The sequence below is a fragment of the Mesosutterella porci genome (genome assembly GCF_022134585.1).
Lineage (GTDB): Bacteria > Pseudomonadota > Gammaproteobacteria > Burkholderiales > Burkholderiaceae_F > Mesosutterella > Mesosutterella porci.
On record NZ_JAKNCT010000001.1, the window covers coordinates 25829 to 42456 of the forward strand.

15 protein-coding genes are annotated in these 16628 nt (G+C 62.6%); 12 read left to right on the forward strand and 3 right to left on the reverse strand.

What is annotated here, in order from left to right; translation table 11 throughout:
• Window positions 1–109: 109 nt before the first annotated feature.
• Both MAF45_RS00135 and MAF45_RS00140 read right to left on the reverse strand, forming a co-directional pair.
• Window positions 110–493 (reverse strand): transcriptional initiation protein Tat, encoded by a 384-nt coding sequence (locus MAF45_RS00135; protein WP_237977523.1) that lies wholly within the window; start codon window positions 491–493, stop codon window positions 110–112.
• Window positions 494–572: 79 nt separating this feature from the next.
• Window positions 573–890 (reverse strand): hypothetical protein, encoded by a 318-nt coding sequence (locus tag MAF45_RS00140; protein ID WP_237977524.1) that lies wholly within the window; start codon window positions 888–890, stop codon window positions 573–575.
• Between the two features lie 151 nt (window positions 891–1041).
• Here MAF45_RS00140 and MAF45_RS00145 point away from each other — a divergent pair, with 151 nt between their 5' ends.
• From MAF45_RS00145 to MAF45_RS00170, 6 genes are all read left to right on the forward strand, one after another.
• Entirely contained in the window at window positions 1042–1887 is an 846-nt protein-coding gene (locus MAF45_RS00145) for a DUF3737 family protein (RefSeq protein ID WP_237977525.1), read from the forward strand.
• 36 nt (window positions 1888–1923) lie between these two features.
• The gene (locus MAF45_RS00150) at window positions 1924–3102 is read left to right on the forward strand and encodes a MalY/PatB family protein (protein ID WP_237977526.1); all 1179 of its coding nucleotides are present in this window, start codon (window positions 1924–1926) and stop codon (window positions 3100–3102) included.
• Window positions 3103–3163: 61 nt separating this feature from the next.
• The gene (locus MAF45_RS00155; RefSeq protein WP_237977527.1) at window positions 3164–3844 is read left to right on the forward strand and encodes a hypothetical protein; all 681 of its coding nucleotides are present in this window, start codon (window positions 3164–3166) and stop codon (window positions 3842–3844) included.
• 116 nt (window positions 3845–3960) lie between these two features.
• Window positions 3961–4548 carry a hypothetical protein gene (locus MAF45_RS00160; protein ID WP_237977528.1) on the forward strand — a complete coding sequence of 196 codons (588 nt, stop codon included), beginning with the start codon at window positions 3961–3963 and terminating at the stop codon, window positions 4546–4548.
• Between the two features lie 176 nt (window positions 4549–4724).
• Entirely contained in the window at window positions 4725–5675 is a 951-nt protein-coding gene (locus MAF45_RS00165) for an AEC family transporter (RefSeq protein ID WP_237977529.1), read from the forward strand.
• 193 nt (window positions 5676–5868) lie between these two features.
• Window positions 5869–6816 carry an AEC family transporter gene (locus MAF45_RS00170; protein ID WP_237977530.1) on the forward strand — a complete coding sequence of 316 codons (948 nt, stop codon included), beginning with the start codon at window positions 5869–5871 and terminating at the stop codon, window positions 6814–6816.
• 233 nt (window positions 6817–7049) lie between these two features.
• On the opposite strand, the gene MAF45_RS00175 is transcribed toward MAF45_RS00170, so the two are convergent.
• Complete coding sequence (locus MAF45_RS00175; RefSeq protein ID WP_237977531.1) at window positions 7050–8600, reverse strand: FGGY-family carbohydrate kinase; 1551 nt, start codon at window positions 8598–8600, stop codon at window positions 7050–7052.
• A gap of 208 nt (window positions 8601–8808) precedes the next feature.
• On the opposite strand from MAF45_RS00175, the gene MAF45_RS00180 reads away from it, so the two are divergent.
• The 6 genes from MAF45_RS00180 to MAF45_RS00205 all read left to right on the forward strand — a co-directional run bounded on the left by MAF45_RS00180 (window position 8809) and on the right by MAF45_RS00205 (window position 16270).
• Window positions 8809–9408 carry a MarC family protein gene (locus MAF45_RS00180; RefSeq protein ID WP_237977532.1) on the forward strand — a complete coding sequence of 200 codons (600 nt, stop codon included), beginning with the start codon at window positions 8809–8811 and terminating at the stop codon, window positions 9406–9408.
• A gap of 115 nt (window positions 9409–9523) precedes the next feature.
• Entirely contained in the window at window positions 9524–11614 is a 2091-nt protein-coding gene (locus MAF45_RS00185; RefSeq protein WP_237977533.1) for a 3'-5' exonuclease, read from the forward strand.
• A gap of 278 nt (window positions 11615–11892) precedes the next feature.
• Window positions 11893–12831, forward strand: a complete 939-nt coding sequence (argC, locus tag MAF45_RS00190) for an N-acetyl-gamma-glutamyl-phosphate reductase (protein WP_237977534.1) — start codon at window positions 11893–11895, stop codon at window positions 12829–12831.
• A gap of 115 nt (window positions 12832–12946) precedes the next feature.
• Window positions 12947–14167 (forward strand): bifunctional ornithine acetyltransferase/N-acetylglutamate synthase, encoded by a 1221-nt coding sequence (gene argJ, locus MAF45_RS00195; protein ID WP_237977535.1) that lies wholly within the window; start codon window positions 12947–12949, stop codon window positions 14165–14167.
• 26 nt (window positions 14168–14193) lie between these two features.
• Complete coding sequence (gene argB, locus MAF45_RS00200; protein WP_237977536.1) at window positions 14194–15105, forward strand: acetylglutamate kinase; 912 nt, start codon at window positions 14194–14196, stop codon at window positions 15103–15105.
• Complete coding sequence (locus MAF45_RS00205; protein WP_237977537.1) at window positions 15098–16270, forward strand: acetylornithine/succinylornithine family transaminase; 1173 nt, start codon at window positions 15098–15100, stop codon at window positions 16268–16270. The genes argB and MAF45_RS00205 overlap by 8 nt, the downstream gene beginning before the upstream one ends.
• The last annotated feature ends 358 nt before the right edge of the window (window positions 16271–16628 follow it).

Below are 16628 nucleotides of genomic sequence, written 5' to 3' on the forward strand. Positions count from 1 at the left end.
AGAAAAAAAACGGGGCCTGATCCTCAGAGGATCAGCCCCGTATCCTGAAGCGGCTGAGCACTTTAGGCTTTTATTTAAATAAATCTTTCAGATCTTTGATTTAGAAAGATTATCTTCTTGATGAGCGGCCCTGGTAGCGCCCCGTGCGGTCGTAAAAATTCCCCTTCTCGTCCTGCCGGCCCACGTAGCGGCCGGTGCGGTCGTAGTAATTTCCTCTGTTGTCCTGCCGGCCCTCATAGCGGCCCGTGCGGTCGTAGTAATTCCCCCTGTTGTCCTGCCGGCCCTCATAGCGGCCCGTGCGGTCGTAGTAATTTCCCCTCTCGTCCCTGCGGCCCTGGTAGCGGCCGGTGCGGTCGTAGAAGTTTCCTCTGTCGTCCTGCCGGCCCTGATAGCGGCCCGTGCGGTCGTAAAAGTTTGTCGCAGCCTGCGCCGCCGTCACGGCAGCTGCAAGGAGCGCCCCGATGAATGCCCTTCTCGTGCTGCAAACCCTCATCTTTTGATCTCCTCTTGCCGATGCCCGGCTCTTCTGCCGGGCATCAGACGATGATCGAAAAGCATAGTGCCGAAAAGCGTCACCGGAGCGGGGTTCGGCTGCTGCCCACATACCGCCCCTCGGGGCTGCAGACCCTACCGTCCGCATCCGCACGGCCCACATAGCGCCCCCTGCTGTCGTAAGTCCGTCCGTCCCTGTCCGTTCTTCCCACGTATTCGCCCCTCGGGCCGTAGGCGCGGCCTTCGGGCTGGGGCCTGCGCGCGGGCGAGGGCCGGGCGGGTCCGCGCTCCGGAGTGCCCGAAGTGCCGGCCACCGGGAGAGCGGCCCGGGCAGAGGCCGCAGCGCCTAGAAGCATCAAAAGCGCCGTGCGGCGCGTGCACGATCTGATGAAAAGCATGACAAGAGCCCCCATTCGCACAGGCGGGCAGGACCGGCCCGCAGAGACGGCGGAAACCGATCGCCGAGCCGGGCCTCACACCGCCCTTTTCTTCAGGATATGATGGCCTCACCCAAAGCTTTCAGACTACTGCTTTATACATCTTTACATTATGCAGATCATTTCCAATGAAACATTCGGCGGCGAGCGCGCCCTCTACAAGCTGCAGGACGCGACCCTCTCGCACGTCACCATCGAGCCGGGCGAATCCCCGCTCAAGCACGGCCGGCATCTTATCCTGAAGGACTGCGAGATCAACGGGAAATATCCCCTCTGGATCACCGACGACGTCCGCGTTCAGAAGTGCTTGTTCAAGGTGGGCGCCCGCTCGGGCCCCTGGTACGTGCACAATTTTCTCCTTGAGGACTCCGTGCTCGAGTCCCCGAAAGCCTTCCGCGACTCCGACAGCGTCAAGATCCGCCGCACGCAGTTCAAGCTCGCTCAGGAAACGCTCTGGAGCTGCCGCAACGTCGACATTGAGGACACGGTGTTCGACCAGGCTGACTACCTGCTCATCCACTCCGAAGAGCTGCGGATGAAAAACGTCACGGTTTCTGGAAACTATCTCTTCCAGTGGGGCCGCAACGCCCAGATCTTTGACAGCACGCTGCACTCGAAGGACGCCTTCTGGAATTCGGAAAACGTCACCTGCTACAACTGCTTCCTCGACGGCGAGTACCTGGGCTGGCACAGCCGGAACCTCCATCTGGTCAACTGCCGCATCAAGGGCACGCAGCCGCTTTGCTACTGCGACAACCTCGTGCTCGAAAACTGCACCTTCGACCCGGACGCAGACCTCGCCTTCGAATACTGCAGCGTGAAGGCCGACATCAAGGGCGCCGTGACAAGCGTGAAGAACCCGACGACGGGGTCGATCTGCGCCGATTCGATCGGAAAAATCATCATCGACGACAACGTTCTGCCGCCGGCGAACTGCCGGATCACCGAGCGCGGCTGAAAGCGCCGTCGGCTTTCCTCAAGGAAGGAGCCTTCCATGTCACCGGATATTTTTGACGAACCCGTCGAGCGGCGCGGCACCCGCTCGCTCAAATGGGACTCGGATGCCGCCGAAGGCGTGATCGAGCTCTGGGTGGCCGACATGGACTTCCGGACGGCGCCGGTCGTGCGCCGCGCGATCGAGCGCAGGGCCGCCGAAGGAGTTTTCGGTTACGGAATCCCTACCGAGGACTTCTACCGGGCGGTCTGCACGTGGCAGGAGAAGCGCCACGGCCTGCGCTGCAGCCCGGAGAGCATCATTCCGGTCACCGGCGTCGTGCCCGGGATTTCCGCCGTGCTGCAGGCGCTGCTGCAGCCCGGTGAGCAGGTCATCATCCAGACGCCGGCCTACAACTGCTTCTTTTCAAGCATCAGGAACTCAGGGCTCGAGCTTTCGGCCAATGCCCTCAGGCTCGAGGGCGGCCGCTGGAAGATCGACTTCGAAGACCTGGAGCGCCGGGCGGCAGAGCCGCGGGCGAAGGCGCTGCTGCTGTGCAGTCCGCACAACCCCACCGGGCGGGTCTGGAGCCGCGGCGAACTCGAGGCGGCTGCGGCCCTGTGCGAACGCCGCGGGCTCTACCTCATCAGCGACGAGATCCACGAGGAATTCGTCCCCAGGAGCCTTCGGTTCACTCCGGCCGCCGCCGTCTCGGACTGGGCCGCAGAGCACTGCATCACGCTGTCGGCCGCCTCGAAGGCCTTCAATATCGCGGGCCTGCAGGCCGGCTACGTGATCGTCCCGGACCCCGAAGACCGCAGGAGAGTCGACCGGCGCATCAACATCAACGAGATCTGCGATGCAAACCCTCTTGGAGTCGATGCTCTGATCGCCGCCTATTCGAGCGAGGGGCAGGAGTGGCTCGACGCGCTCAACGCCTATATCGCACGAAACCGGGAAGTGCTCCGCTCCTTTGTCTCCGAGAAGCTGCCGGAATGCATTTTGCCGGAAATGGAAGGCACCTACCTCGCGTGGCTTGACATGAGCGCATTCGGGCTGCCGTCGGACGAGATCGAGCGCGAGCTGCTTGAAAAGCACCGCGTGCGCATCGCAGCAGGCTCCCACTACGGGGAAACCTCTGCGGGCTGGATCCGCATCAACCTCGCCACGCAGACCCGGAGGCTGCGCGTGGGGCTCGAGCGGATCGCCGCTTGGGCCGCGGAGCACCGCGGCTCTTGAAAACGGCTCCATGAGACCCCATATCTGATAAAAGAGTATATCTATCGTCAGGCAGCAAACTATGGACGAACACGACGACAATCCGATCAAGGGCATCAACTGGCAGCAGGTCGCCGACCGGGCCATGAAGCTCGAATACGACCGCAGACGCATCAGCGTCTGCGGGTGGTTTGCCGCGTTCTTTTTCAACCCGATCCAGCGCAGCCGCGTGGTCGCGAACTGGAAGCTGCTGTGCCAGTGCGTTTCATTTGCAGAGCAGTTCACCCTGGCCCGCCCGCAGCCCGCTCCGGATGAGACGCTGGGGGATCTCTCCGAGGTGGAGGCAGGCCTGGACCGCGTGAAGCGCGCCGGTCCCAAGGTCTTCTCGGAAACGGAGCTTCTCAAGCCGGAAAGCCTCACGCTCGACCTCGATTCCTACAAAAACCGGCTTCTCGACCATTACAGCCAGAGCGGCATCACCGTGGAGCCCGGACTCGAAAGCCTGGTGGACACGCTGCCCGCCGAATTCGCTTTTCTGCAGGCTCTCATCGCCCAGGGCAGCGATGACAAGGAGCAGGCGCGATTCTTTTACGGGCACCTGCGGCCCCTGGGCTTGGCCTCCGTGAAGGCGCTGTGCCGCAACTCGGAGAGCAGGCCTGTTGAGCGCGTGGCCGACATGATGAAGCGTTATCTCATTACCGAGGAGGCGCTCTTTAAAAACGGCTACAGCGGCGATCCCGCCTCCATGCGCACGCTTAATTGAGACCGCAGTCCGCATCTGTTGCCTGCGGCTTCACGATTTGGTTAAACTTGCGGAATTGTTTTTTTGCGCAGCGGGCTATCCGCCCGCTTTCTTCAGATTAAAAAAGGCACGTGGAAATGGAAAACACGAGCGAAGACAAGAAGACCCCGGAAGCTGCCGCAGCGCAGCAAAGCGCGCCTGAGGCTGTAAAAGCCCCGGCAGCCGCCAAGGCCGAACCCGCCGCCAAGCCCGCTGAGGGAAAGAAAGAGGAGCCCGCAGCGGCTCCAGCCGAAAAGACGGGCGAGAAAAAACACGAAAGGACGGAAGGCCGCCACGGACGCGGCAAGCCCTCCCACGGCCGCAGCAAGCCCCTGCCCCAGGGGGCCTTGCAGGCCGCCTTCAAGAAGTCTTCCGATGACTGGAAGGCTTTCCGCGACGCTCAGATAGCCGCCGGACGCTCCCAGAAGGCTTTCTGGCTCACCGATGACGAAGCCGAGCTCGTGCGCGGCTACATTCACCGGATCCGCAGAATGCCGGCCAAGGAAATAGCCCGTCAGGCCGCGGCCCGCAAGGCTAAGGAAGCTGCCCACAGGTCGGAGGCCAAGGCGCGCAAGCAGGCAAACGCCGCTGCCGCCCCTGCAGCGAAGGCCGCCCCTGCCGCCCAGCCCGCGCCAAAGCCCGCGGCGGAGAAAAGCGCCGCTACGGGCACCGCAAGCGAATCCTGACCGAGAGGGGCCGCCTGGCCCCAGAGAGGATTCTCCATCGCCCGCCGGATGATTTCCCTGAAGTCTCCGGCGGATTTCTTTTGCCCGAAGCGCCCCCGGAGCGAAACCGAGGGGCCGGCGCTGAGCTATCCTTAGACGGTTGCCGCCGCCCCCGGGCGCCTTTCGCGCTTTCCGAAATGGATGAAACGATTACCCGAATTCTGACGCTGCTCGCCGACTCGCTCCTGCCGATCACGCTGGGCTACTTCCTGCACCGCTGGAACCTTGTTTCCCCGCGGTTCACTCAGGCGCTCATTACTTTCAACGTCCGGGTCATGTTCACCATCCTCGCCTTCATTTCCTTTTGGAAGCTGAAGCTCAGCGCCGAGCTGCTCTGGATCCCGGTGATCGGCCTCGTGATCACCTTCGCGCCCTACTTCGCGGGACTTGCCATGAGCCGCGGCCTGAAGGACAGACCGAGAGAGCGGTGCGCTTTTGTCATGTCGGCTATGCTCGGCAACACCGGCACCCTGGGCGGCCTCGTCTCCTACCTCGTGATCGGCCCCGTCGCCTACGCCTACGTCCAGGTGGTGGCGGTTCTCCAGAATGTGCTTCTCATTCTTTTCTGCTTCCCGGTGTGCCAGAAATTTCACGATCTCGCCGATTCGAAGGGCGCGGTCATCAAAAAGCGCTCTTTCCGCGAGCTCTTCTTCACCTGGAATCAGATTTCGGTGCTCGGGATGCTGTTGGGCGGCGTGTTTTCTGCGCTCTCCATTCCCCAGCCCGCGGCCTTCGACCAGGCCTTCTCGGCTTTCATCCACCTGTCGTGCTGGATCAACTTCCTGCCCGTCGGACTGCTGCTCAACTTCGAGGCGGCCGCCCGCTTCATGAAAAAAGCGATGCTGATCATTCCGCTCAAGTTCGTGTTCGTGCCGCTGCTGACCTGGGCGGTGAGCAGCCTCCTTTTCTCCGACCCCACGATCATCCGGACGATGGTGATCGTCGCCTCCACCCCCACGGCGATCAACGCCGTGCTCTCGTGCGCCCTCTACGGACTGGAGAACAACCTCACCCTCGCCTCCTTCATCGGCACGACGCTCATTTTTGCGATCGTGCTCTGCCCGCTCTTTTTCCTGCTCTGGGCCTAGGGGCCTGCGCCCTCTCCTTTCGGTGAAGCACTCCTCCGACCGGCCATCCCCTGTTTCCGCAATGCAAGCGTCCCCTGTTTCCGCAATGCCTGCGGAAGCCGGGCCAGTCCTGCGGGTTTAAGCTTTCGGTCCTGTTTTTTCCCATCAACGCATTCTGCTGAAGGCCGGAATAGCCCGACCTGCCTTTGAGAAAATGGACGATTCACAACTTCGGGTGGTGCTCCTGCTTGTCGACCTCATCGGCCCGATCACGCTAGGCTACATCCTTAAAGTCAAAAACCTGGTCCGTCCGGCTTTTACGGACTTCATGATCAAATTCAACGTTCGCGGGCTCTTCACGGTCCTCGCGTTCGTTTCTTTCTGGAAGCTCAAGTTCACCTCCGAGGTGGCGCTCATCCCGGTGCTGGGGCTGCTGATCCTTTTTCTGCCCTACTTCATCGGCATGGCGATCACGCGCAGGGTAGCGGATCCCCTGGAGCGCGGGGCGCTCGTCGTTTCCTCGATGCTCGGCAACACGAGCACGCTGGGCGGCCTCATCTGCTTTCTGATCCTGGGGGCCACCTCTTACGCCTACGTGCAGGTGATCGGCGTGCTGCAGAGCCTTGTGCTGATCCTGTTCTGCTTCCCGATTTGCCAGAAATTCCGCGACATGGCCCAGACGAACAGGGGCCTCACGCACAAGCGTTCGCTCAAGGACCTGCTGTTCACCTGGAACCAGGTCTCGATCCTCGGCATGCTCGCCGGCGCCGCCCTCTCGCTCAAGGGCGTCCCGCAGCCTGCCTTCTTCGACCCGATCTTCGCCGCGCTCGTGCATGTGTCGGCGTGGATCCAGCTGCTGCCCGTGGGGCTCATGCTCAACATCACCGCGGCCCGCCGGGCGATGAACAAAAACGTGTTCATGATCCTTCCGGTGAAGTTCATCGTGCTGCCGGCCATCATCTGGGGGCTGAGCAGACTGCTGTTCAGCGACCACACCATCACCTCGACGCTGGTGATCCAAGCCGCCTGCCCCGTGGCGATCAACACGGTGTTCTGCTGCGCGATCTACGGACTTAAAACCGACATCGCGATGGCGGCCTTCGCCCTCTCAACCCTGGTTTTCATGGTGACGCTCTGCCCGCTTTTCTTCATACTCCTCTAAGCTTCCTTCAGGCCGGAGGCTTCCGGGGCATCCCCTCCGCACAGCCTCCGGCCCCCTTCAAGGGGCTTCAGGAGAAACAGCAGGCTCCACAGAGGGGCTGCGCCAAAGCATCGCCGGCAGATTTTCACCGCGAGAAAAAAATAAGCGCCCGTTTGGGCGCGCGGGCGGCCTGAGAGCCTTTCAGGCGCTCAGGGAGACCCGCCGGCTATCCCGGCGGGCCTCTTTTTTGGGCTTTAGTCGAACTTCTTCATCTGCCGCAGCGTGTGGAAGGCCGCCTTCATGTCGGTCTTCACCAACTGCTTCTTCTTTTCCAGCAGCTTCCGGTAAAGCTTCGTGTTCTCGGGGTTCGGAGCGTACTCGGCGTCCTTCGTGATCGTCTTCTCAAGGGCGGGCCTCACCGCCTTGACGTCCCCAGCGGCGAGGGCTGCGAAAACGCAGTCCGTCACCACGGCGCCGCCCGCGGTGCGGTAGCGCACGACGTCCGAGGCGAGCATGTCGGCCTTGATCTGGTTCCAGAGCGAATCGCGCGAGCCGCCCTCGGTCACGGTGAGGCGGCGAAGCGGCACGCCGGCGGCGCGGTAGGTGTCGGTGATCTCCATATAGTCGTAGCCGATCGCTTCGAGCACGGAGCGCCACATCACGCCCTGGTTGTCGTCGAGCGTGAGATTGAGGAAGCAGCCGCTCGCCTCATCCTCGTCTCCCATTCCTCCGGTGAGATAGGGCAGGAACAGGACCCCGTTGCAGCCCGCAGGCACCTCGGAGGCCATCTCGGAGAGGTGCGTGTAGTACTTCGGATCGTCATTTTTCAGGGCGACGCTGTCCTTGAACCAGCGCAGCGCGAGGCCGCCGGTGCGGATGTAGCCCCAGTAGAAATAGGTGTCCGGCAGGGACCCCGAATTGAAAATCAGCCCGGAGCCGGGGCGGGAGAGCTCGGGGACGATCCCGTCGGTCGCCACGCAGAACATCGCGCAGGTGCCCGCGACATCGACGCCCTGGCCGGGCTCGAAGACTCCGCAGCCGAGCATCGACTGCATCGTGTCGCCGGCGCCGGCGCACACGGGGGTGCCTTCGGCAAAGCCCGTGGCCGCGGCGCACTCGGGCGAGAGGCCGCCCACGATGTCCCAGGGCTTGAGAATGCGGGGCATGTACTTGCGGTCGATGCCGAGGATGCGAAGCTGCTCGTCGCTCCACTGCTTGTCCATCACCCGGTAGCCGAGTCCCCAGCCGGACATCGCGCCCCAGTCGATGAAGGCGTCGCGGCCCTTGAGGCCGGCCAGGTGCATGAGCACGTAGGGCGCGTTGTGCACGAACTTCACGCCGCGGCTGCGGAAGGCCTCGGAATTCTTGAGGAACCAGCGCGCGAAGAGAGCCGGGAACATGCAGTTCGCCTCAGGGTTGCCCGTTTCGCGTCCCCAGATGTCGAGGCCCTTCGCGTTGATCGCCTCCGCGTCCTCGCGGGTGCGCGAGTCGAGATAGTTCACATAGGGAGTGACCGCGTTGCCGTCCTCGTCGATGCCGGTGATTCCGCAGATGACCCCATCGCCCATGATCGCGGCGACATCGGCCGGATCGTAGCCCTTGCTGCGAATCTCGCGGGCGCACTGCTTCATGCACTCGACCGTGTTGTTGAAATACTCGTTCGGGTCCATCTGCACCCAGCCGGGGTTGGGGTATCCGAGGGTGGTCGGCTTGCTGCAGGAGGCAATGCATTTCCAGCCGGCGTCGTACACGGCGACCTTGACGCTCTGCGTGCCCGCATCAAAACCCAGGTAAAGCTTTCCCATTTCTCCATTCCTTTTCCCCCGAGCTCGTGCACGGGAGGCTGAAATCCAAGACGATGGGCTATTTTACCTAGACCGCTGAAGACAAGTGAAAAGCCGCCCCGGGCCCCCGCCATTTTCCGGGAGCCCGGACGGCCGATCGCCGGCCGCGGCTGGGCTAGAATCCCTCCTGATTCTGGCGGTCTTTCTCCCACTGTCGGAGCTTTTTGCCATGACCTTGTCGACGGCTGTCTCGATCTACATCAAGTTTTTCTTCATCTTCACGCCGTTTTTCATCCTAGCGGTTTTCCTGGCCCTCACGGAAAAAGTAGACTCGCGCAAACAGCGGGCGCTCGCAGCCCGGGTGACGCTGGGCATCGTGCTGATCTCCGTGATTCTTTTCCTCTTCGGATCGGAAATCTTCGGGCTGTTCGGCATCACGGTCGACTCCTTCCGAATCGGCGCGGGGGCCCTGCTTTTCCTTTCCGCGGTCTCGCTCACGCAAGGAAAATTTTCCCTGCCTGAAACCGATCGCTCGCTCATGGACCTTGCCATCGTGCCGCTTGCCATCCCGATCACGATCGGCCCGGGCAGCGTGGGCGCGCTCATCATCGCCGCGGCCGAGACCGATTCCTGGCTGCTCAAGATCGAAACGCTGGTGCCGATCATTCTCGCGTGCCTCACGATCGGGGCCATGCTCTATGCGGCCGACCGCGTGAAGCAGGTGATCGGCAGCAACGGCATCGCGATGCTGTCGAAAATCACGGGGCTGGTCCTTGCCGCCCTGTCCTGCCAGCTGATGTTCACCGGCATCGCCGCTTTTCTCAAGTGAACCGCCTGACAATTGACGGCGCTTGAGTACAATTGAATCAAATGTTTCCTTTCTACGGGTGCCCCTCCGCCCCAGCTGCCCGGCAGTGGCGCCTCCCTTTTTCCGTGGTGCCCGAATGCCTGATACCGACGTTAAGACCAAGCCCCAGGTCGTGCTCCTGCCCGAGCTGCTCGAAGCCTTCTGGAAAGCCCCTTCCGTAATCAGGGACGATCTTTATAAATTCATCATGAGGTTCCGGCTCGACCCCTTCGACAAGGCGCTCAAGCCCCGGCGGGAGCCAGGTGCACCGGAGTGTTTCCGGATCTACGAGGTGAACAGCGCCTGGAGCGCGGTGGCCGCCTTTCCGGAGCCTGAGCTCGCGGTGCTGCTTACCGCAAACTGGAGCAAGTCCGCGCTCGAGTGGGCCCGCAACCACAGCCTCAGACCAGAACCTACGGCCTCCGGCTCGCTGCTGTTCCGCCTGGTCGCCGGGGAATCGGAAAAAACCGCCCAGACGCCTCCGCCGCCCAGGCCCCTTTTCGAGGACATTCCGGACGAAGAGCTTCTCGCGATCGGGCTCGGAAAGGAGAATCTGGCGCTCGTGCGCTCCTTCACCTCCCGCACTTCCTTTGAGAACGCCCGCAGCGCAATTCCGCCTGAAGCCTTCGAGTCGCTCGCCTGGTTCATGAACGGAGCGGCATGGACGGCCGTGAAGCGCGAGCATGCAAAGCTGCACCACACCGCGCAGTCCCAGATGGACAAGATGCGGCTTTACCTCAACCCCGAGCAGGAAAAGATCGTGCGCGGCCCCTGGAAAAACGCGGTCCTCGTCCAGGGCGGAGCCGGCACCGGCAAGTCCGTGGTAGCCATGCACCGCGCCAAGTACCTGGTCGAGCTGCCCGACTGGAAGCCGGAGGACCGGCTTCTCTTCGTCACCGCGACCAAAAACCTCGCGGTCGACATCAAGGAGCAGCTCCAGAGGCTCGTGCGCGCCGACCGGATCGGCCAGATCGAGGTGACCAACCTGGACGGCTGGGCCACTTCCTTCCTTCGCAGAAACGGCTACAAGCCCGCTATCCTCTATCCGCGCAACCCCCTCTACGACACGATCTGGAAGAACACGACCGCCACAATGCCCGAAGGCTGCACGGCGGCCGAAGCCCGCGAGGAATTCGAAAAACACGTCCTGCCCAACAACATCCGCCTGCTCAAATCCTATCTCGCCTCCCGCGACAGCTGCCTGCCCGAGGACAAGCGCCGGACGCTCTGGCCCGTCTTCGAAGCTTTCCGCAGGGAGCTCTTCGCCCGAGGCCGCGTGGCGGCCCCCGACGCCTACTACGCCGCGATCGGCCTGCTCGCCACGGGCATCGAGGAGGGAATGAAGCCACCGTACCGCGCGGTGGTCGCCGACGAAATCCAGGACTTCGGACCTGAGGCGCTTAAGCTGCTTCGCGCGCTCGCCCCGGATCACGACAGACACCCGGAGCTGAGCGGTCAGGAAGGAGACCTTTTCCTCGTGGGCGACATCCGGGAGCGCATCTACGGCGGAGACGTTTCTTTCAAGAACTGCGGCATCAACATCAAGGGGGCGCGCTCGCTCAGGCTTACCGTCTGCTACAGAACGACGGCGGAAATCTCCGCAGCCGCAAACTTCACTCTGACGGGCAAGCAGGAGGAAGAGCCGGCTGGAGCGGCCGGAACCTTGCGGCACGGGCCCGAACCCGCGCTGTACGTGGGGCGAGAGTTCGACGACGAGGTCTCCTGGATCGTGCGTCAGATCCACGCGCTCCTCGAGGAGGAAAAGGACATGCCGCTTTCCTCCATAGTCATCGCGGCCCGCACGGACAGCCTCCTGGACGACTACCAGAGAGCGCTGTCCCAGCGCGGCATCAGGACGCTTCAGATCTCCCGCAACGTGCCTGACGACCCGAACGCCGCAGGCGTGAGAAGCGCGACCCTGCACCGCCTGAAGGGGCTCGAGTTCCGAGCGGTCTTCATTGCCGGCGCGGACGACGGGAACATTCCCGACGCGCAGACGCTTAACGAGGCCTCCACCCCCGAGGAGCGCAGCGAGGCGGAGCTTGCCGAGCGCACCCTGTTTCATGTGGCGCTCACCCGCGCTGTCGACCGGCTCTACGTCTCCTGCAGCGACACCCCCGGCGAATACCTCAAGCGGCTGCTCGACTACGAAAAGGGAAAAACCCGGAGGACCTCCGGCAGACATTGAGCCCCACGCTGCAGGACGCGCGCTCGGAATCCCGCAAAGGCGGGATCCGGCGGTCCTGCAGATCCCTATGGTTGATCTTTGTCAAGCAACGCGCCCCCGTGCGGCAGACAAGAGGCGCGTGAGAATGTAAGTTACCAAAAAGCCTTGAGACAGGGGCAGTACCCCGGAAATCGTCTTGCGGCCGTGTCAGCTTTCCGCGGCCAGTCGAAACAGGCATGTCGTTCCAACTCCTCCGCAGGCCACAATTCCCCTGCGGCGGCTTTAATAAGAAGGCAGGAATGAAGCAAGTATTTATCGACGGCAGCGCCGGCACGACCGGCCTGCGCATACAAGAGCGGCTCGCGGGCCGCACCGATCTCGACGTGAGGACGCTTCCGGAAGCGCTCCGAAAAGACCCCGATGCGAGGCGCGAGGCCCTTAACGCAGCGGATGCCGCAATCCTGTGCCTGCCCGACGAAGCGGCGCGAGAATCGGTCTCCCTCATCACCAATCCGAACACTGTCGTGCTCGACGCGAGCACAGCCCACAGAACGGCTACCGGCTGGGCCTACGGCTTTCCGGAGCTTTCCCCGGAATTCGAGCGACGCGTCCGCACGGGCCGCAGGATTGCGGTCCCGGGCTGCCATGCGAGCGGCTTCATCGCGCTCACCGAACCCCTGGTCGCCGCGGGGCTTCTGCCCCGCTCCGCGCGCCTGTCGTGCTATTCGCTCACGGGCTATTCGGGCGGCGGCCGCAAAATGATCGCCCAGTACGAGTCTAGCCCAAGAAGCGGCCTTCTCGACTCGCCGCGCATCTACGCGCTCGGGCAGCACCACAAGCACCTTCCGGAAATGCAGGCTTATTCCGGCCTCGACTCTGCACCGGTGTTTCTGCCGGTCGTGGGCGACTTCTACTCGGGCATGCTCGTCACCGTGCCGCTTACCGCACAGGACCTCGCGCCCGGCCGGAGCCTTGAAGATGTGCGCTCGGCCTACCGGCAGGCCTACCAGGGACCGGTGGTCCGATACGTCGAGCAGCCCGACGAGGCCGGGTTCATGGCCGCGTCCGCGCTCTCTGGATACGATTCCATGCAGGTGAGCGTCTTCGGCTGCGAGGAGCGCTTCGTGCTCGCGGCCCGCTACGACAACCTCGGCAAGGGAGCCTCCGGGGCCGCCATCGAGTGCCTCAACCTCGTGCTGGGCGAGGACCCGGTGCGAGGCCTGAGGCTCGCAGACTAAACAAGAACGCGGAGAGAACAAGGAGGCGCGCGAGGACTGCGCCTCAGCCTCCGCCCCTTTCCGAACAAACACTGAGGCCGCAGAGACAGCTCTCTGCGGCCCGGAGAACAACACCATGAAGATCATCAGCGGCGGCGTATGCGCCCCAAAGGGCTTCCGTGCGAACGGCATTCACTGCGGCATCCGCAGGAACAAGTTGAAGCGCGACCTCTCATTGATCGTGAGCGAGGCGCCCTGCGCGGGCGCCGCGGTCTACACGCGCAACAAGGTGAAGGGCGCCCCTCTTCTCGTCACCCAAAAGCATCTTGAGGACGGCCGGGCTCAGGCTGTCATCGTGAACAGCGGCAACGCCAACACCTGCAACGCGGACGGCGTTGAAGTGGCGGAGAAAATCGCCTCCCTCGCGGGCCAGGCGCTCGGCATCGCCCCTCAGGACGTACTCGTCGCCTCCACGGGCGTGATCGGCCAGAGGCTCGACCCCTCCCCGATCGAGCAGGGCCTGTCCTCGCTCATCGCGGGGCTCGGGTCCGACGAGGAAGCCTCGACGCGCGCGGCCGAAGGCATCATGACGACCGACACGGTGCGAAAGGAAGCGGCGGTCGAGTTCACCGCGGGCGGCCGCACGTGCCGCATCGGCGCGATCGGCAAGGGCTCCGGGATGATCCACCCGGACCTTGCCACAATGCTCGTCTTCATCACGACCGACTGCGCGATTTCCTCCAAGATGCTGCAGAAGGCGCTTTCGCACGACGTGCAGAAGACCTTCAACATGACCTCGGTGGACGGCGACACCTCCACGAACGATAACGTGGTGCTGCTCGCGAACGGCCTGGCCGGCAACCCCGAGATCACGGCCGAAGGCGAGGACTTCACCGCCTTCATGCAGGCCCTCAACACGATCACGGTTTCGATCTGCCGGCGGATAGCGGGCGACGGCGAGGGCGCGACGAAGATGCTTGAATGCCGTGTTTCGCACGCGAAGACCGAGCGCGACGCCCGCATCTGCGCGAAGTCCGTCATCACCTCCTCGCTCGTGAAGACCGCGATGTTCGGGTCCGACGCCAACTGGGGCCGCGTGCTCTGCGCGATCGGCTACAGCGGGGCCGACGTCAACGTGAACAAGGTCGAGCTTTCCTTCCGCTCGAAGGCGGGAGAGGTTCTCGTCTGCCGCGACGGCTCCGGCGTCGACTTCTCCGAGGAGACCGCCAAAAAGGTCCTCCTTGAAAAGGAAATCGACATCCTGATCGACCTGCACGACGGCGAGGCCGGCGCGACCGCCTGGGGCTGCGACCTCACCTACGACTATGTGAAGATCAACGGCGATTACCGCACATGAGCCGCCCAGAAAGAGGACAGACAGCGATGAACGGGATATTTTCAAATACGGACCGGGCCGAGGTCCTCACGCAGGCCCTGCCCTACATCAAGAAGTTCAACGGCAAGACGATCGTCATCAAGTACGGCGGCAACGCCATGCTCACCGAGGAGCTGCAGCACCAGGTGATGCAGGACATCGTGCTGCTGCACTTGGTCGGGATCAAGGTCGTGCTGGTGCACGGCGGCGGCCCGGAGATCACCGGCATGCTCAAGCGCCTCGGCAAGAAGTCGCAGTTCGTGAACGGGCTGAGGGTCACCGACCGGGAGACGGTCGAAATCGCCCAGATGGTGCTCGCCGGAAAGATCAACAAGAACCTCGTGTCCTTCCTGGAGGCGCTCGGGGGCGATGCGATCGGGCTGTCGGGCATGGACGGCCGGATGCTGATGGCAAAGGTGAAGGACGAGTCGCTGGGGTACGTGGGCGAAATCACCAAGGTGAACCCGGGCCCCATCATCGACATCATGCAGAAGGGCTACATTCCGGTCGTTTCCTCGCTCGGATGCGACAAGGAAGGCAACGTCTACAACATCAACGCGGACACGGCCGCAGCCAAGATCGCTTCGGCGCTGCACGCCCAGCGTCTGATCCTGATGACGAACATCCCGGGGCTGCTGCGCGACAAGGACGATCCCTCCTCGCTTATTCCACAGCTTGACCTTGATGAGACCGAAAGCCTCATCAAGACAGGGATTATTTCCGGAGGGATGATCCCGAAGATCGAGTGTTGCATCAGCGCGCTCAAGAACAATGTCTCCAAAGCGATCATTATGGACGGGAGGATTCCCCACTCGGTGCTGATCGAGCTGTTCACAGACTCCGGCGCCGGCACAATGATCACCAAGAAGAAAAAGGCCGCCAAGTCCGCCGCCCTGAAAGGAAACGAAAACCATGACTAAAAAGAACACGAAAAAGCTTGACCAGCAGTACATCGCCCATACCTACTCACGCTATCCCGTTGAGATCATCGACGGGAAGGGCGCCGAGCTTGTGGGCTCGGACGGCCGCCGCTACATCGACCTCGGCGCCGGCATAGGCGTGAATATCTTCGGTCAGAAGGACAAAAAATGGGTGAAGGCCGTGACCGAGCAGCTGGACTGCTTCCAGCACACCTCGAACCTTTACTACAGCGCCCCGGATGCGCGGCTTGCCGAGCTGATCTGCAAAAAAACGGGCCTGAAGCGCGTCTTCTTCTGCAATTCCGGCGCTGAGGCCAACGAGTGCGCGATCAAGGCTGCCCGCGCTTACGCCGCGCAGCGCCGCGGCCGCGACTGCTACACGATCGTGACGCTGAAGGACTCTTTCCACGGCCGCACGCTCACGACGCTTGCCGCGACCGGCCAGGACATGTTCCACAAGGACTTCACGCCGCTCACCCCAGGGTTTGAATACGCCGAGCCCGACAACCTGAAGGACGTCGAGCGGATCTGCCGCGAAAAGAAGGTCGCGGGCATCCTGATCGAATGCGTCCAGGGCGAGGGAGGCGTGCGCGCGCTCTCCAAGGACTTCGTTCAGGGCGTGGCGAAGCTCTGCAAGGAAAAAGACATCGTCTTCATGACCGACGAGGTGCAGTGCGGAAACGGCCGCACCGGGCGCCTTTACGCCTATGAGAACTACGGGGTGTTGCCCGATGTGGTCACCACCGCCAAGGGCCTGGGCGGCGGGCTGCCGATAGGGGCCACCTTCCTCGGCGAGCGCGTGAAGGATGTCTTCACCCCCGGCATGAACGGCTCAACCTTCGGCGGGAACCCGGTGGTGTGCGCCGGCGCGATCAGCATCCTCAACCGGCTCAACGACAAGCTGCTCTCAGAGGTGGCCCGCAAGGGCGAGTACGTCCGCAGCAGGCTGGAAGGACAGCCCGGCATCGAGCACGTGACGGGCCTGGGCCTCATGATCGGCGTGAAGACGAGGAAAAACGAAAATGAGGTCGTCGCCGAGATGATGAAGCACGGCGTGCTGGCCCTCACCGCCCACGGCGGAATGGTGCGGCTACTGCCGCCGCTCACGATCACCAACCGGCAGCTCAAAAAAGCGATGGACGTGCTGCTGAAGGCCGCGGCCTGAAAGCCCAGTCCCCGCTGAAGAAGAGCGCCCGCAGAACTCTGATTTTCTGCGGGCGCGTTTTTTTGGGGGGCACATTTAGCCCCCTAAGTCAATTTGTTTCTTTTCGACAACAAAAATCCATGGCTGTTTTAACCAGCCATTGTGATTCTCAATAACCAGAAGTTCCTAACCTGAATATGGGCTGAAGAACAAAGAAAAGGCAGCCGGCAGGGGCTCAATTGAAAAAAACGTGAGAATTTTTCGCCGGGATGTGATCTGCGTGACAGCGAAGATTGCCATCTCATCCCGCCGGCTGATTCTGACGCTGCCGGTCCATCTGCACGATGAAGCCGCCTTCCGAGTCATGTTTGAAATCCTT

What these genes read in the sequence shown, in the direction of transcription:
- MAF45_RS00135 (WP_237977523.1), bottom strand. Translation starts at nt 493, where the DNA reads ATGAGGGTTTGCAGCACGAGAAGGGCATTCATCGGGGCGCTCCTTGCA.
- MAF45_RS00140 (WP_237977524.1), bottom strand. Translation starts at nt 890, where the DNA reads ATGCTTTTCATCAGATCGTGCACGCGCCGCACGGCGCTTTTGATGCTT.
- MAF45_RS00145 (WP_237977525.1), top strand. Translation starts at nt 1,042, where the DNA reads ATGCAGATCATTTCCAATGAAACATTCGGCGGCGAGCGCGCCCTCTAC.
- MAF45_RS00150 (WP_237977526.1), top strand. Translation starts at nt 1,924, where the DNA reads ATGTCACCGGATATTTTTGACGAACCCGTCGAGCGGCGCGGCACCCGC.
- MAF45_RS00155 (WP_237977527.1), top strand. Translation starts at nt 3,164, where the DNA reads ATGGACGAACACGACGACAATCCGATCAAGGGCATCAACTGGCAGCAG.
- MAF45_RS00160 (WP_237977528.1), top strand. Translation starts at nt 3,961, where the DNA reads ATGGAAAACACGAGCGAAGACAAGAAGACCCCGGAAGCTGCCGCAGCG.
- MAF45_RS00165 (WP_237977529.1), top strand. Translation starts at nt 4,725, where the DNA reads ATGGATGAAACGATTACCCGAATTCTGACGCTGCTCGCCGACTCGCTC.
- MAF45_RS00170 (WP_237977530.1), top strand. Translation starts at nt 5,869, where the DNA reads ATGGACGATTCACAACTTCGGGTGGTGCTCCTGCTTGTCGACCTCATC.
- MAF45_RS00175 (WP_237977531.1), bottom strand. Translation starts at nt 8,600, where the DNA reads ATGGGAAAGCTTTACCTGGGTTTTGATGCGGGCACGCAGAGCGTCAAG.
- MAF45_RS00180 (WP_237977532.1), top strand. Translation starts at nt 8,809, where the DNA reads ATGACCTTGTCGACGGCTGTCTCGATCTACATCAAGTTTTTCTTCATC.
- MAF45_RS00185 (WP_237977533.1), top strand. Translation starts at nt 9,524, where the DNA reads ATGCCTGATACCGACGTTAAGACCAAGCCCCAGGTCGTGCTCCTGCCC.
- argC (WP_237977534.1), top strand. Translation starts at nt 11,893, where the DNA reads ATGAAGCAAGTATTTATCGACGGCAGCGCCGGCACGACCGGCCTGCGC.
- argJ (WP_237977535.1), top strand. Translation starts at nt 12,947, where the DNA reads ATGAAGATCATCAGCGGCGGCGTATGCGCCCCAAAGGGCTTCCGTGCG.
- argB (WP_237977536.1), top strand. Translation starts at nt 14,194, where the DNA reads ATGAACGGGATATTTTCAAATACGGACCGGGCCGAGGTCCTCACGCAG.
- MAF45_RS00205 (WP_237977537.1), top strand. Translation starts at nt 15,098, where the DNA reads ATGACTAAAAAGAACACGAAAAAGCTTGACCAGCAGTACATCGCCCAT.